The following is a 14,451-nucleotide window of genomic DNA, read 5'->3' as shown; positions in this document are numbered from 1 at the left end:
AAGAGTGCGAAGCACAATACGGAACTTAATATTAAAAATCTCCGGCTCCACAGTCGCCTGCGATTTTTTTATTCTTTATGTATTTTATTAAAAATAGAGGAGTATGGTATAATTTGCATATAACTATATAAAATATAAAGTAATTAGATTATAAATATAGAAACAATAAACGGTTTTATTGACATTGTAAAATACTAAAAAGGGAGTATTAGGATGAAAAATAATGCAGCACAAAGGGAATTTAAAAAATACAAAAGTCAAATTAATCAAATAGAAGAAATAGTTGAACACTCCAAGCCTGGAGCACTTATTGAACATGAAAGTGCAATAAGAAAGAAACTTGTAAAACTTAAAGAGTTAGAAAATCAAAATCTAAGAGATTATAAAGAGGTATATGAACGATATGAAGAATTATTAGAGGATATATCTAAAAAGATTCTTGATCAATATAATAAAAGTAATAATACAGAGTTTGATTTTTACGAAGTTATAAGAGGAAATTACAATAGCTTTTTAAATCAAGGAATAATGACTATACTTACTAAATTGCATATTCCTAAATTAGTAGCAAAAGAATTTGAGGAGAATTTTCCCAAGAATCCAAAGGATGAATATCTTATTGCTAGAAGTATGAAGAGAAAATTTTACATACACTTAGGAGATACTAATACTGGAAAGACTTATAATGCTTTACAACGTTTAAAAAGCGCAAAAAAAGGTGTATATTTGTCTCCTCTTAGAATACTTGCTTTAGAGAATTACGAAAGATTAAACAGTGAAGGGGTATTATGTAATTTAATGACAGGAGAAGAAGAAATAATTAATGAAGCAGCTACTCATACTTCATGTACCATTGAAAAAGTCAATTTAAGAGAACATTACGAAATTGCAGTTATTGATGAAATTCAAATGATTAGTGATCCGTTCCGTGGAATGGCATGGAGCAAAGCAGTACTTGGCTTACAATGTGATGAAATACATATATGTGGTGCAGCTAATGCTAAATATATATTAGAAACAATAATTAAGGACTGCAAGGATGATTTTGAAATAAAAGAATATACAAGGGCTATACCATTAGAAGTTGAATTTAAAAACTTTAGTTATAATGATATTCAAGAAGGTGATGCTATTGTAGTGTTTTCCAAAAAAAGAGTATTAGAAATAGCGGAAGAATATTCAAGTAGAGGCATTAAGGCAAGTGTGATTTATGGAGATTTACCGCCAGAAGTTAGAAAGATGCAATATACACAATTTGTAAATAAAGAAACGAAAATTTTAGTTACAACTGATGCAATAGGAATGGGGGTTAATTTACCTATAAGAAGAATTATATTTATGAGTATAAGAAAATTTGATGGAGAAGAAGTAAGGGAATTAACTTCACAGGAAATAAAACAAGTTGGAGGTCGTGCAGGAAGAATTGGAATTTACGATGTTGGTTACATTGCTAGTGTTGGAGGAAATGCAAGTGTAATTAAAGATAAGTTGGAAATAGAGGATCAAGTAATACAACAAGCTGTTATTGGTCCAACAGAAGCAATACTTAAAATAAAAAGTTTGCCACTAAATGAAAAACTAGCTCTTTGGAGTACTCGTGAAGAAAAGATGGATTATTATACTAAAATGGATGTAAGTGAGTATTTATTGATTTTAGATAAAATAAAAAATTATAAACTGAGTGAAGAAATCCAGTGGGACTTACTAAAAGTACCATTTGATGTTAGCAGTGATGAACTAATGAATACATTTCTTGATTATGTAGATGAATTGTTTATAAATAAGCAGGAAGAATTATTTAAACCACAATGCTTTAAAGGAAGTCTTGATGATTTAGAAATATATTATCAAAAAATTAATATGTATTATTCATTTTCAAAAATATTTAATTTAAAATTTGATCCGAAATGGGTATATGATGAGAGGATTAAAGTTAGTGAAGAAATAAATGAGATTTTATTGGGAATATAAAAATATTATAATTAAAGAATGAAATTAATAATTTAATGTTGATTGCTAATTCCCTATTTATGTTATTTTTAACATATAAATTAATTTTTGGTTTGGTCAGATTAGGAATGTAAGTTGGAAAAATTAATGTATAACGTTTAAATAAAAGATAAAATACGAAAATTTAATAAAATTTGTAATTAAATATTTATATATATGGAATTTTAGGTTATACTTAAATTGTTTGAGTTTTTATAATAAGTACTACAAAATATTAAAAAAAGGGGAACGCAAATGAGTGAATTAAATCATGAACTTGGAATCATAGCATTAGAGAGCTGTACAGAATTAGGAAATGCTATAGACAAGTATATCCAAAAAAGCAGAGAGTGCACTGAGTCGTTTTTAGTGCCAATTGAGGAAATTAGATTTTCTAATGGTGAAGGAAAGGTTAAAATTTCTGAAACTGTTAGAGGAAAGGACATATACATTTTATGTGATGTTGGAAATTACAGCTGTACATACAAAATGTTCGGGTTTGAAAACAATAAGGGACCAGATGAACATTTTCAAGATATAAAGAGAACAGTTGCAGCAATTAGAGGTAAAGCGGCAAGAATAACTGTAATCATGCCTCTTTTATATGAGTCAAGACAACATAGACGCAAGGGAAGAGAGTCTTTAGACTGCGCTTTATCACTTCAAGAACTTGAAAGATTAGGTGTAGATGAAATTCTTACATTTGATGTACATGATCCAAATATTCAAAATGCTATTCCTTTAATGTCTTTTGAAAATATCTATCCAACATATGATATAGTAAAATCACTTATATTAAATGAAAAATCATTAGAACTTGATAAAGAAAAATTACTAGTTATCAGCCCTGATACTGGAGCTATGGATAGAGCTATTTATTATTCAAGTGTTTTAGGTGTTGATGTTGGATTATTTTATAAAAGAAGAGATCATTCTACAATAGTTAATGGAAAAAATCCTATTGTTCAACATGAATATATGGGAAGATCTGTTGAAGGTAGCGATGTTTTAATTGTAGATGATATGATAGCATCTGGAGAATCTGTCCTTGATATAGCTAAAGAATTAAAAAAGAGAAACGTTAGAAATGTTTATGTTGCAGCAACATTTGCTTTTTTCACAGAAGGACTTGAAAAATTCAATAAAGCTTATGAAGAAGGATTGATTAAGAGAATTTATTCTACTAATTTAACTTATATATCGCAAAACTTATATGAAGCTGAATGGTTTAACCATGCTGATATGTCAGAATTTATGTCTAGAATTATTAATAGATTAAATCATGGAAGGTCTATAGCTAAATATATGGATGCAACTAGAATTATACATAGCTTATTAAATAAGTAATATTAATATTATAATATATTAAATTGTATATATTTGGAAGAACAACAGGGATTTAAGGTGATTCCTGTTGTTTTTTTAATAAAATCTTAAGAAATGGTAAGGAATTCAAAATTTGTTTGTAGTATAATTGTTTGTATTGGGTAAATAATCGGTTCTACTTTTAGAATTTTATATCTATAAGATAATAACTAAAGGAGGATAAGATGAAAAGAATTCGCAGAATTGTTGTAACGACTACGTTACTTTTACTAATTACTTATACAAGCAATGCATTACCAGCATTTGCAGAACCAACAGATATATCACTTGAGCAGGCAATCCAAAACATACAAGAGGATGATAATCAAATTGAATATAATATGGACAAACTTAATAAATTAAAAGATCAAATTACTGAAAAGGAAAGTGACATCAAGGATAATGAAAAGGAGCTTGAAGATGCACAAGCTGAGGTTGAAGAAAAAGATAATCAATTATCAGAACGTTTAAAAGGGATTCAATTAAATGGTGGCATTGAAGCTACTCCAATGCAGTATTTAGATGCAGTATTTTCTTCAGGGAATGTTCTAGATGCATTAAAAAAAGTAAACTTAATTTCAGAAATTTGTACAAGCGATAAAAAGCTTATTTTAAAAGCAGAGGAATCAAAAAAGCAGCTTTTAGATATTAAAGATCATATAAATAAAGAAAATAACGAACTTCAAAAAAATAAAGCTGAGGTTGAAAAACAAATTTCTGATTTAGAAAATCAGAAAAGTAATCTTATGAAATATGTACAAGATAACACTGCCTTACTAACTGCTGATGAAGGTGTCACAATTCCAGTAACACTTCCCTCAGATATTTCTCCTAAAGTTAAAACTCTCATAGAGGAATCAGAAAAATATTTAAAGGTTCCATATTTGTGGGGAGGAGAATCACCAGAAGGGTTTGATTGTTCAGGGCTTATGCAATATGTATTTAAATCACAAGGTATGGAAATTCCAAGAACATCTGAGGAGCAACAAAGCTTTGCAAAACCTATTGGCATTGCGGAAATTAAACCTGGAGATTTAGTATTTAATAAAACTACAGATTCAACACATGTTGGGATGTATATAGGTTATGATATGTATATTCAAGCACCGCATACAGGCGATATTGTTAAGATAAGTAGATTGAGTACTTCAAATATGAAATATGTGGGAAGAGTGTTAAATTAATTACTAGTGAAAATTGTGAATATAAAATCAGCTTGACTGAAATATAAATTATTACAAGATGCATTCATTAAAGTTGGATGCATTTTGCAATATAAATTAAAAAGGCTATGAATTGTTTCATAACCTTTTTACTGGAATTATTTTATTGGTACTTGTCGTTGAATTTGTATATTATAAAAAAGTTCTTCGTGAAGCTTTTAATTGTAAATCAGTAACATCTCTAAAATAATAGTTGTCATTACAAGGCCTATAAGTATCGTTAACTTCATCATAGATATATTTTGTAGGAGTGAATAGCAAATTTAATAGTGATTTGAAGACCTTTACAGGTAGCACTGAAAAATTATATAAGTTCCTTAAAACAATATTATGAATAACGTCTTTATTGAAATGATAACTAGTCAAATTAGTTTTTGAAGTTTTAAAAGTTCTATAGTTCATAATAAAACCTCCTAATTTATAAAGATTTTTATTAGTTATTTCTATAATCTAAATATATATCATAAATAAAAAAAATACATCTTGGAAAAAATATTAGTTTATCAATATAAATTATAAATGCAGTAATTTATTTATGAAAAATATGATAATTTTATATTTATATCAATTAATAGACTAAGATACTTAAATATTCATAAAATTGATAGAATTTTCAAACAATTACTGCAGAAAGTTCAAAATTTTATTTACAAAAGGAGTTGTGATAAAGAAATGATTATTTTATATTTAGAAGTTACATTAAGAGCTTCATGGGTACACTCATTAAAAGAAAAGAGAATGATATTAAAAAGTATAGTTCAGAAATTAAAAAATAAATTTAATATATCTGTATCGGAGGTAGACGAACAAGATATTCATCAGAAAATAATTATAGGTATTGCCGGATTATGTGCAAACTCAGCACAATGTGATTCGACAATGGAAAATATCATAACTTTCATTGAGAACAATACTGATGCTGAAATGGTGGAAATAAGCAAAGAAGAACTTAGGGTATAAAAAATATAGGAGCTGAAGAATCAGTTCCTATATTTATAAAATAATATTATCTAAATTATAGAGATTACTTTACTATACTATACTTGCTCAGCAATATAGTATAGTAGCTGTTCAGTAGCTGCCCAGCCTAAACAAGGGTCCGTAATTGATTTCCCGTAAATATGTTCATCTATTTTTTGGCAACCTTCTTCAATATAGCTTTCGATCATAACCCCTTTAATTAACTTGTTAAGTTCAGTATTATAATTTCTACTATAAAGAATTTCTTTTACTATACGAGGTTGTTCAGCAAATTTTTTCATAGAATTGGCGTGGTTTGCATCGACAATTACTGAAGGATATGGAAAATTATATTCGTTATAAGCTTCAGCAACTTTTATTAAATCTTCATAATGATAATTTGGTATGCTGTTACCATGCTGATTAACTGCTCCACGCATAATAGCATGACTATAAGGATTACCTGTCGTATTTACTTCATTATGCCTATACAAGAAGTTATGTTTAGCATGAGCTGCTTGTATAGAATTAAACATTACTGAAATATCTCCACTTGTTGGATTTTTCATACCAACTGGCACATCAATTCCACTAGCAGTTAATCTATGCTGTTGATTTTCAACACTTCTTGCTCCTACAGCAACATAACTTAATAAATCATCGCAATACATATAGTTAGAAGGATAAAGCATTTCATCTGCTGGAGTGAGGCCGGATTCTTCTATTGCACGAATGAACATCTTTCTGATAGAAATTAATCCCTCAAGAATATTAGGTGATTTTTCGGGATCTGGTTGATGGAACATTCCTTTATAACCTTCACCTGTAGTTCGAGGTTTATTTGTATAAATTCTAGGAACTATAAAAAGCTTATCTTTTACTTTTTCATTTATTTTTGCTAATCTGCTTACATAGTCACAAACTGAATTTTCATCATCTGCTGAACAAGGTCCAATTATTACAATAAATTTGTGGCTGTTTCCAGCAAATATCTCCTTAATTTCTGAATCTCTTTCTGCTTTGATTTTTCTTAAATTATCTGCAAGAGGAGTTAATTCTTTAATTTCCTCTGGAGATGGTATTTTTCTTACTGTTATAAAACTCATTATAAGTGCCCCCTTGATATTTTTTGATATCCAAAATTGTATTATTTTTCATATGCTTAAATATTATAATTTCTATAGAAGATATCTATATAACTATATAATTATTGAAAAATCTAGTCAAGCTAGAATAAAGTATAAGTGAAAAAAGTTATTAAAAAAAATAGGAAGATTAAGCAATTTTTGATTGCCTAAATCATACATTTAATAGGTAGAAATATTTGAGAGGTATTTTATGTCTATTTATTTTGATTTTAAAACTATCGGGGAATTGTCAGGTGATAATTCTCGTAATGAAGAAACCTGGTCTATATTAAACGAACCTTTATTAAATGAGGAATTCAATTGGAATATAGGAGATTCTAGGTATGATACTAGAGTTGCTAAAACTCCAGCAAATTTTACTCCTGATGATTGGGTTAGATATATTACTCCAATAATTAATTATGCAATAACACAAGGTCAGCAGGGAAGTACAATTGATCCATATATGTATCAGAGAGTCGCTCTATTGGGTGTTCTTGTGGGAAGAGGGAAAACTCCAAGAGAAGCTATTGATCAACTTCAAGAATGGCAAGATAAAGGTGAACTACAATTATTAAAATATACTAATACTGGAACTACAGGAACAACTGGAATGACTGGTACAACAGGAACCTCTACAGGGAATATGGGGCAAACTGGAACTCAAGTTGGTGGAGGAACAACAGGAGGAACTGGAACAAGCGGTGGAATGACAACCGGAGGTACAACTAGTGGAGTTGGAACACAAGGTGGATTAGGTACAACAGGAGGAATGGGAACAGGATTTGGAACAGGAGGTACCTTTGGTGGTATTGGAACTACTGGTGGAACAACAGGAGGAATGGGAACAGGTGGAACCTTTGGTGGAGGTACTGGAACTACAGGTGGTATGGGTACTTCAACTGGTGGAGGCACAAGAGATACGAGTGATGAAATGTTAAATGAAACTAGTGATAGATTAATTTTAGATTAATATATATGCATTATTAAAGGATATGCACATTTGAAATGGCAGCTATGCTGCATATGAGAACATTTTATTAGAAATGGCAGCTAGCTGCATATGAGAACATTTTATGCAGGCGACTATGATTTGTTTTTTATTCTTTTCTTATACACAACTCAGTTAAATAGCCTTTTTCATATATTATCCACAGATTTTACTGCATTATAAATTTCTAAAGAATAAAAAAACAGAAGAATTTTATAAGGATGTGATATAATTAAATTTGGTAAAAAATAAAGAATCGAGGGAAACATATGAAAAGATATTATAGAGGAATTGTGTATTGCATTGGTCTTATTGTACTTGCATTAGGTATCATATTAAATACAAAGACAGGCTTGGGGGTATCTCCAATTATATCTATACCATATTCTATATCAAAAATTTGGAAAGTCAATTTAGGAAATGCAACTTTGTGCATTTATATTTTATGTGTTTTTGGTCAGTTTTTACTTCGTGGAAAGAAGTTTCGTTCGTTTGATTTGTTACAAATTCCTATGAGTTTTGTATTTAGTAAAGTAATTAATTTATTTAATGACATAATAGTTATAAATTTTAGCAGTTTGTATTTGAATGTACTTTTGCTAATTGTAGCAATTATGCTTACAGGACTTGGTGTAGTCATGACAGTAGAGATGAACTTTATACCAAATGCTGCTGATGGGCTTACACAGGCATTAGCTTATAGGTTAGATATTAAACTTGGTTTATCAAAGAATATTATTGATATGTCAAGTGTCTTAATTACAATAGTCATTGGATTACTATCTGTTGGACAAGTAGTTGGAATAGGTTTTGGAACATTAATGGCAGTAATTGGTGTGGGACGAGCTATTGCTTTAGTAAAGTTGTTATTTAGAAACAATATACTTGCTTTTGCAGGCTAACAAATTAAAATAAATTTGTTTAATGGCAAGTTTGTTTTTAGGGAAAAGGTAAGCCATACATGTTGTTAAAGTAAGAATGCTCTTGAGTGGATTTTTTTGGAATAATTTTATATTTTGCACTAGATATTTTGAATAAGACTATAGTATAATAATATGAATTATAGAATAAGAGAAGGGCAATTATTATATATGCTATGGATAATTTGAAATGTTAGGAGTAGTAAATATGTCAAAAGAGGAGTTGAAATTACTTCGGAACAGAGTTACTGAGTTAAGAGCGGAAGGAAAATATAAAGAAACTATTGAAAATTGTTATAATCTTATAAAAAAAGCTATGAAATTAAAGGATTATAAATCTTTATTAACTGCATATATAAATCTTGGAGCTTCGTATTATTGTATTGGAGATATTGAATTGGCATTTGAGAGTCTTTCAAAACATAGTGAATATTGTGATAAATATGGTGATGAAGAAGATATACTAAATTCAAGTAATATTTTAGCATTACTTTATGAGTATAATAAAGATTATGTTAGTTCAAAGGATACGTTAAAAAAGGCAATAGATTTAGGTAAGAAATTAAGAAAATATAATATTGTAAGTAATGCATATAGTAATTATGCTCATATATGTATGATAGAAGAAAATTATACTGAAGCCTTAGAAATGGCGGTTATTGGATTAGAGATAGCAAGGCTTCATAAGCCGGCAAGTAAAATATTAGAACTTAGAGTTAGGTTAAATATAGGAAAAGCGCTTATAGGATTAAATGATTTTAAAAATTCTAAATATATAATTGATGAAATAATTAATGATGAAATTTTAGAGTTATTTATTAGAGAAAAATCCCAGGCTTATCATTTAAAAGGCTATTGGTATAGTAAACAAAAATTATATAAAGAAGCATTAGAAGCATATAATGTGGCTAAAACTTTAGTTGAAAGTTATAATGATATTCATCTATTGCAAATAATTCAAGAAGAAAGATGTAAACTCTGTGATGATATGGGGAATATTGATTTGGGCTACCAGGTTCAAAAAGAATATATAACACTTCTTAAAGAAATTAATAACAGGGAACTTCAATCAATGGCATTAAAATTGCAGGTAAAGCATAATATGGCGGAAATGAGAAAAAAAGCTAACATGGATTTCTTGACAGGTCTTTATAATAGGAGTTATATAGAAGTTACAGCAAATCAATGGTTGAAGAATGATAAGATAATATGTATAGTTTTTGATGTAGATAAATTTAAATCTTTCAACGACAATTATGGGCATTTGTTTGGAGATGAAGTTATAAAAAAAGTTTCTAGGACATGTTTGAATATAATTAAAAAGCCAGATTTAGTTGGGCGTTTTGGTGGTGATGAATTCGTAATTCTTATAAAGGGTAACTCAAAAGAAAAGGCTATAAGTAAAGCAGAGCAACTTCTTGAGGGTATACGAAATTTAAAAATACATGATGGAAATGATGTTATTTCAATTACGATAAGTATTGGGATTTCAGATAATATAGATCGAATAATTACAGATTTTAAAGAACTGTTTGAACTTGCTGATAGAGGATTATATAAGGCAAAGAAAAATGGTAGAAATCAAATATGCACGTATGATTAACGTTTGCATATAAAAAGTCTATTTTTTATATAGGAGGTGATCCGTTTGTACGGGGCGCGTATACTAACTCTTTTTTTCTAGTATAAGAAAAGAAGGGTGGTTTTAATGAAAATAAAAAATTTAATAGAGAATTATAATAAGAATGAATATAAAAAGATAAATCATATTGCATTACCTTTAGTGTTAAATAATGTTTTGGCTATGATTATTGGACTTTGTGACCAAGCAATGGTTGGAAGGATTTCTTTAGCAGCGTTTGGGGCAGTAGGTCTTATAGCTTCTACTATAAATAGTATAACTGGAGTTCTAGGAGCAATATCAATCGGGTTTAATATAATTGGTGCAAGGTGCAAAGGTGAAAAAAGATATGATGAACTTAAAAGTAATTTTCAACTAAATATATTTTTAAATATTTTTATCGGTGCAGTATTTTTTTTAGGAGCATTGAAATTCGGAAAAATTATATTGGAAACTTTATATGGATTTGATGGAGAAGAATTGATTGATGCTTCTGAATATTTAACTATATATAGTATTTCAATTGGACTAAATATGATACTTTTTACATATTCTTCTTATTTTAAAATAATGAATAAAACTAAATATATTTTGTACGGCAATATTATTGCATCAATATCTAATGTATTTTTTGATTATGTTTTTATATTTGGTCATTTTGGATTTCAAAAGATGGGTATTAGAGGACATGCAATAGGTTCAATACTGGGGATCTTTCTAAATATAGGAGTATATTTAGTTGTAACTAGGAAGTCTAAATTGCATACATTATCATCTAATAAAATTATAAAATACTTAAAAGAAACTTTAATGTTATCAGCACCGATTATGGGACAGGAATTTCTTGAGTCAACACTTCTTGTAATTACAATAAATTCGATTCTTTCTTTTATTGGAATAATTGAAGTTTCAGTTTATAATTTACTATTAGCAGTAGTAAACATTTTGTTGATGCCAATGTATGCATACTCTCAAGCTTCTCTTACAATAATTAGTGAAAGTTTAGGGGCTAAAAATCTAAGTAAAGGCAAGAAAACTCCATTAAGATGTTTAGTTCTTGCAGTATTATTTTTTATAATGCTTATAATCGTCCTCTTAATTTTAAAAAATTATATACCGCGTATAATAACTGATGATACAGAGTTGATTAATAGTTCTATTTTGTATATTCCAATTGCTTTGCTGATAAATACTTTTTTTATTCCAGCTACGATATATAAGTTGAGTTTACAAGGAATAGATGATGGAAAATGGGTATTTTTAGCTTCAATATTAATTAATTTTATGGGTGTGATATTTATTTTATTCTTCACTAAGATTATTTATTTGGGATTAACTGGTGTGTATATTGGAATGGCGATTAATTATATTATTCTAGCCATAGCTTTTTATAGTAGATATAATAATATAATTAAAGAAAAGATTTATATAAACTAAATATAAAAAGAATGACTTATTTGGGGGATAAGTCATTCTTTTCTATTTATGAGGAGAAATAATAATGAATTATTATCTATAATACTAGGATAAATCATAATTGTGTCAATATTATGGCAATTAATATGTAAAATTTTGTGTACTTAAAAAATAAATGTAATATGATATAATAATGTTAAAGTGATGTCAGGAGGTACATAAGATGAAAAAAATAGTAAAATTAGTAGCTAGTTCTTTAGTGGCAGTAGCAATATTATCATTAAATTCAGTTGGAGCAAGTGCAGAATGGAATAAAGATAATGTTGGATGGATATATTCTGAAGGAAATTCTTCACACATTACTGGATGGAAGTTAATAGATGGGAATTGGTATTATTTTAATTCAAGTGGTTATATGGCACATGATACAACTATTGATGGATACTATCTAAATAGCAGTGGCGCATGGAAATATTCAGATAGTGATTTAATAGATCAAGAACTTATAAAAAATATAAGCATTCAGAATCCTCACTTTTACATAAGATGTTATGGTGATGATGCTAATATGCAGAATATTGGAAACATATTTCAAAGTGAAATAAATAAATTGAAGGTCACCAATTCATATGAAATGTTTAATGTAAATAATTATAATTTAAGTATAACAAGATATGGATCTGGCCCTATTAATATAACAATTGATTGTACTTACAAGATGAATGCTCAGATGGAAGCTCAATTAGATGTAAAAGCAAGAAGTATAGTTGAAGGAATAGCTCCAAATAGTATGAGTCAAGTTGAAAAAGAGCGTGCAATACATGATTGGATAATAAACAATACTAGATATGACCAATCTTATTCAATATATGATCCATATAATACTTTGATTAAGCACACAGGAGTTTGTGAAGGATATTCGTTACTTGCGCAAAAAATGTTTACTATAGCAGGAATAAAATCAATTGTAGTTGAAGGAAAAGCTGATGGACAAGACCATGCATGGAATTTGGTTTATATTGATGGTAAATGGCGTCATGTGGATTGTACATGGGATGATCCTGTATCGTATAGAGATGTTTTACAATATGATTATTATAATTTAACTGATGAAGAAATCAGTAATGACCATACATGGGATAGTACTAAATATCCAGAAGCGAATTAATTATATGTTTTAATTGGAAAGATTCTGTTGGTAAATTCAATATTTATTAACAGGATTTTTTGTTTTATATAACTTGATTTTATTTATAAAGATTTGGGGTAAAATATAAGAATACGTTACAAAAAAAGATAGGAGGAATGCTTAGTAATAAAGGTAAATAAAATACTAAGCTCATTAAGAAATAAGTATGAGATATGTAATAGTTTGTGTTATAAAAGGCAAGGCTGGGGATTTTAATAATAACTTAAGAAAAGAACTTTTCAATAAATTTAAGGCAAAATCATCTAAACTTCCTGCTCATTTTACTATTAAAGCACCTTTTGAACATAATAAAGGTATTTCAGATCTAATTAAGGTATTAGAGGATTTTAGTGAAAATGAAAAAGCAGAAGTTTTTAAAATCGACGGTTATGATCATTTTGATGATAGAGTAATTTACATGAAAGTAGCTATGTCAGATGAAGCAAAAAATCTTCATGATAAACTGATTGATACAATTAGTAAAATACCTTATATTGAATTCGATAAAAATGATGGAAAGGATAAAACTTTTCATGTAACATTAGCTTCAAAAAAGCTAAAATCGATCTTCGCTAAGGTATGGGAATATATTCAGAAATATCCATGTGAATTTCACTGTTCCTTTAATAATGTTACTATTTATAAATGGGAAGAAGGAACGTGGAAAGTATATAGAGAGTTTACTTTATAAATGTAATATATATGTATTATTGAGAAATTATAATCGTAACACTACACTAGAAATCAGATACATTTTTATGGAATCAGGCATGTGAAATTGAGCTGATGATGGTTCTTAATGGGGGCTTGTTTCATTTACAGATTGTCCGGATTTTACATCTGGAACACTCTGAAATGACGACAAGCCGCTATTTAGAACCTTCCAGCGAAAATTTCACTAGTCCTGTGGAAGATAAATGTATCTGATTTCGTTAATTGTTGCCTAAGTCTAATTTTCGATTTGGATATCTTCACATAAGACAAAGCAAACTTTTACTTATTTCTATTTACAGCAGTTTAAAAAATTTTATAGACATTATTTTTTTATGAAGCTAAATTGTAACATAATTTACTAAATTTTGTGACAAAACTGTAATATTACTTTTTTATAATTAAGACGAATAAGAGATACAAATTATAATTTTTGATAAAAAAGATTTCGGAAGGATGGATTTAATATGAAAAGTAAAAGTATAAAAAGTAAAGTTATGACAGGAATTATTTTAGCAAGCTTAATGGTTGGCGCTAGTACAGGTGTGTTTGCAGCAACATCAGACAAAACAACAAATAATACTGGAAAGTTTCAACATCAAGGAAGAGATAATGGATTTGAAAATAAATTAACTGCATTAGTTTCAGCAGGAACTATAACGTCAGATCAAGAAACTGCTATTAAAGAAGCAATAACACCAAAAGATGGATTTAAGGGTGGAAATCATGAAGGAATGATTAAAACTAAATTAGCAGAGCTAGTAACAGCAGGGACAATAACTTCAGATGAAGAAACAGCAATAGAAACAGCACTTACAAGTGCAAAAGGAGATTTTAAAGCAGCCTTGGATAATTTGGTAACAGCGGGAACTATAACTTCAGATAAAGAAACAGCAATAGAAAATGCATTAAAGCCACAAGGTGGATTTAAAGGTGGAA

General features: G+C 28.6%; 12 protein-coding genes and 1 pseudogene. 11 read left to right on the top strand and 2 right to left on the bottom strand.

Annotation, left to right across the window (positions count from 1 at the left end; translation table 11 throughout):
* The first annotated feature begins 213 nt into the window (after positions 1 to 213).
* From L3B98_RS28585 to L3B98_RS28575, 3 genes are all read left to right on the top strand, one after another.
* A complete protein-coding gene (locus L3B98_RS28585; protein WP_015392554.1) occupies positions 214 to 1,971 on the top strand; it encodes a helicase-related protein in 1,758 nt (585 codons plus the stop codon).
* Between the two features lie 273 nt (positions 1,972 to 2,244).
* Positions 2,245 to 3,336: a ribose-phosphate pyrophosphokinase gene (locus L3B98_RS28580; RefSeq protein ID WP_015392555.1), complete on the top strand. Its 1,092-nt coding sequence runs from the start codon at positions 2,245 to 2,247 to the stop codon at positions 3,334 to 3,336.
* Between the two features lie 203 nt (positions 3,337 to 3,539).
* A complete protein-coding gene (locus tag L3B98_RS28575) occupies positions 3,540 to 4,538 on the top strand; it encodes a C40 family peptidase (protein WP_238919189.1) in 999 nt (332 codons plus the stop codon).
* Positions 4,539 to 4,709: 171 nt separating this feature from the next.
* On the opposite strand, the gene L3B98_RS28570 is transcribed toward L3B98_RS28575, so the two are convergent.
* Positions 4,710 to 4,979 (bottom strand): hypothetical protein, encoded by a 270-nt coding sequence (locus tag L3B98_RS28570; RefSeq protein ID WP_238919188.1) that lies wholly within the window; start codon positions 4,977 to 4,979, stop codon positions 4,710 to 4,712.
* Between the two features lie 270 nt (positions 4,980 to 5,249).
* On the opposite strand from L3B98_RS28570, the gene L3B98_RS28565 reads away from it, so the two are divergent.
* Positions 5,250 to 5,537, top strand: coding sequence for a DUF503 domain-containing protein (locus L3B98_RS28565; protein WP_238919187.1), 288 nt, complete (start codon positions 5,250 to 5,252; stop codon positions 5,535 to 5,537).
* Positions 5,538 to 5,614: 77 nt separating this feature from the next.
* Here L3B98_RS28565 and L3B98_RS28560 read toward each other — a convergent pair whose 3' ends face one another.
* A complete protein-coding gene (locus L3B98_RS28560; RefSeq protein ID WP_238919186.1) occupies positions 5,615 to 6,643 on the bottom strand; it encodes a 3-deoxy-7-phosphoheptulonate synthase in 1,029 nt (342 codons plus the stop codon).
* Between the two features lie 232 nt (positions 6,644 to 6,875).
* Here L3B98_RS28560 and L3B98_RS28555 point away from each other — a divergent pair, with 232 nt between their 5' ends.
* The 7 genes and pseudogenes from L3B98_RS28555 to L3B98_RS28525 form a co-directional block, all read left to right on the top strand.
* A complete protein-coding gene (locus tag L3B98_RS28555) occupies positions 6,876 to 7,637 on the top strand; it encodes a hypothetical protein (RefSeq protein WP_238919185.1) in 762 nt (253 codons plus the stop codon).
* A 287-nt stretch (positions 7,638 to 7,924) separates the two neighbouring features.
* A complete protein-coding gene (locus L3B98_RS28550) occupies positions 7,925 to 8,557 on the top strand; it encodes a DUF6198 family protein (protein WP_238919184.1) in 633 nt (210 codons plus the stop codon).
* A gap of 226 nt (positions 8,558 to 8,783) precedes the next feature.
* On the top strand, positions 8,784 to 10,178 hold the full coding sequence (locus L3B98_RS28545) for a tetratricopeptide repeat-containing diguanylate cyclase (RefSeq protein WP_238919183.1): 1,395 nt from the start codon (positions 8,784 to 8,786) through the stop codon (positions 10,176 to 10,178).
* Between the two features lie 105 nt (positions 10,179 to 10,283).
* Entirely contained in the window at positions 10,284 to 11,633 is a 1,350-nt protein-coding gene (locus L3B98_RS28540) for an MATE family efflux transporter (protein WP_238919182.1), read from the top strand.
* A 202-nt stretch (positions 11,634 to 11,835) separates the two neighbouring features.
* A complete protein-coding gene (locus L3B98_RS28535) occupies positions 11,836 to 12,780 on the top strand; it encodes a transglutaminase domain-containing protein (RefSeq protein ID WP_238919181.1) in 945 nt (314 codons plus the stop codon).
* A gap of 187 nt (positions 12,781 to 12,967) precedes the next feature.
* Entirely contained in the window at positions 12,968 to 13,492 is a 525-nt protein-coding gene (locus L3B98_RS28530; protein ID WP_238919180.1) for a 2'-5' RNA ligase family protein, read from the top strand.
* Positions 13,493 to 13,979: 487 nt separating this feature from the next.
* Positions 13,980 to 14,451, top strand: a pseudogene (locus L3B98_RS28525) (hypothetical protein); the annotation flags it as partial.

This window comes from Clostridium sp. YIM B02555, from assembly GCF_022320955.1.
GTDB classification, from domain to species: Bacteria; Bacillota; Clostridia; order Clostridiales; family Clostridiaceae; genus Clostridium; species Clostridium saccharoperbutylacetonicum.
This window is presented reverse-complemented; position numbering and strand designations above follow the sequence as displayed.

Bases quoted from the DNA above. Each gene is read 5' to 3' on its own strand.
- L3B98_RS28555 (WP_238919185.1), top strand. From the start codon at position 6,876: ATGTCTATTTATTTTGATTTTAAAACTATCGGGGAATTGTCAGGTGAT.
- L3B98_RS28530 (WP_238919180.1), top strand. From the start codon at position 12,968: ATGAGATATGTAATAGTTTGTGTTATAAAAGGCAAGGCTGGGGATTTT.
- L3B98_RS28540 (WP_238919182.1), top strand. From the start codon at position 10,284: ATGAAAATAAAAAATTTAATAGAGAATTATAATAAGAATGAATATAAA.
- L3B98_RS28570 (WP_238919188.1), bottom strand. From the start codon at position 4,979: ATGAACTATAGAACTTTTAAAACTTCAAAAACTAATTTGACTAGTTAT.
- L3B98_RS28565 (WP_238919187.1), top strand. From the start codon at position 5,250: ATGATTATTTTATATTTAGAAGTTACATTAAGAGCTTCATGGGTACAC.
- L3B98_RS28550 (WP_238919184.1), top strand. From the start codon at position 7,925: ATGAAAAGATATTATAGAGGAATTGTGTATTGCATTGGTCTTATTGTA.
- L3B98_RS28585 (WP_015392554.1), top strand. From the start codon at position 214: ATGAAAAATAATGCAGCACAAAGGGAATTTAAAAAATACAAAAGTCAA.
- L3B98_RS28575 (WP_238919189.1), top strand. From the start codon at position 3,540: ATGAAAAGAATTCGCAGAATTGTTGTAACGACTACGTTACTTTTACTA.
- L3B98_RS28535 (WP_238919181.1), top strand. From the start codon at position 11,836: ATGAAAAAAATAGTAAAATTAGTAGCTAGTTCTTTAGTGGCAGTAGCA.
- L3B98_RS28545 (WP_238919183.1), top strand. From the start codon at position 8,784: ATGTCAAAAGAGGAGTTGAAATTACTTCGGAACAGAGTTACTGAGTTA.
- L3B98_RS28580 (WP_015392555.1), top strand. From the start codon at position 2,245: ATGAGTGAATTAAATCATGAACTTGGAATCATAGCATTAGAGAGCTGT.
- L3B98_RS28560 (WP_238919186.1), bottom strand. From the start codon at position 6,643: ATGAGTTTTATAACAGTAAGAAAAATACCATCTCCAGAGGAAATTAAA.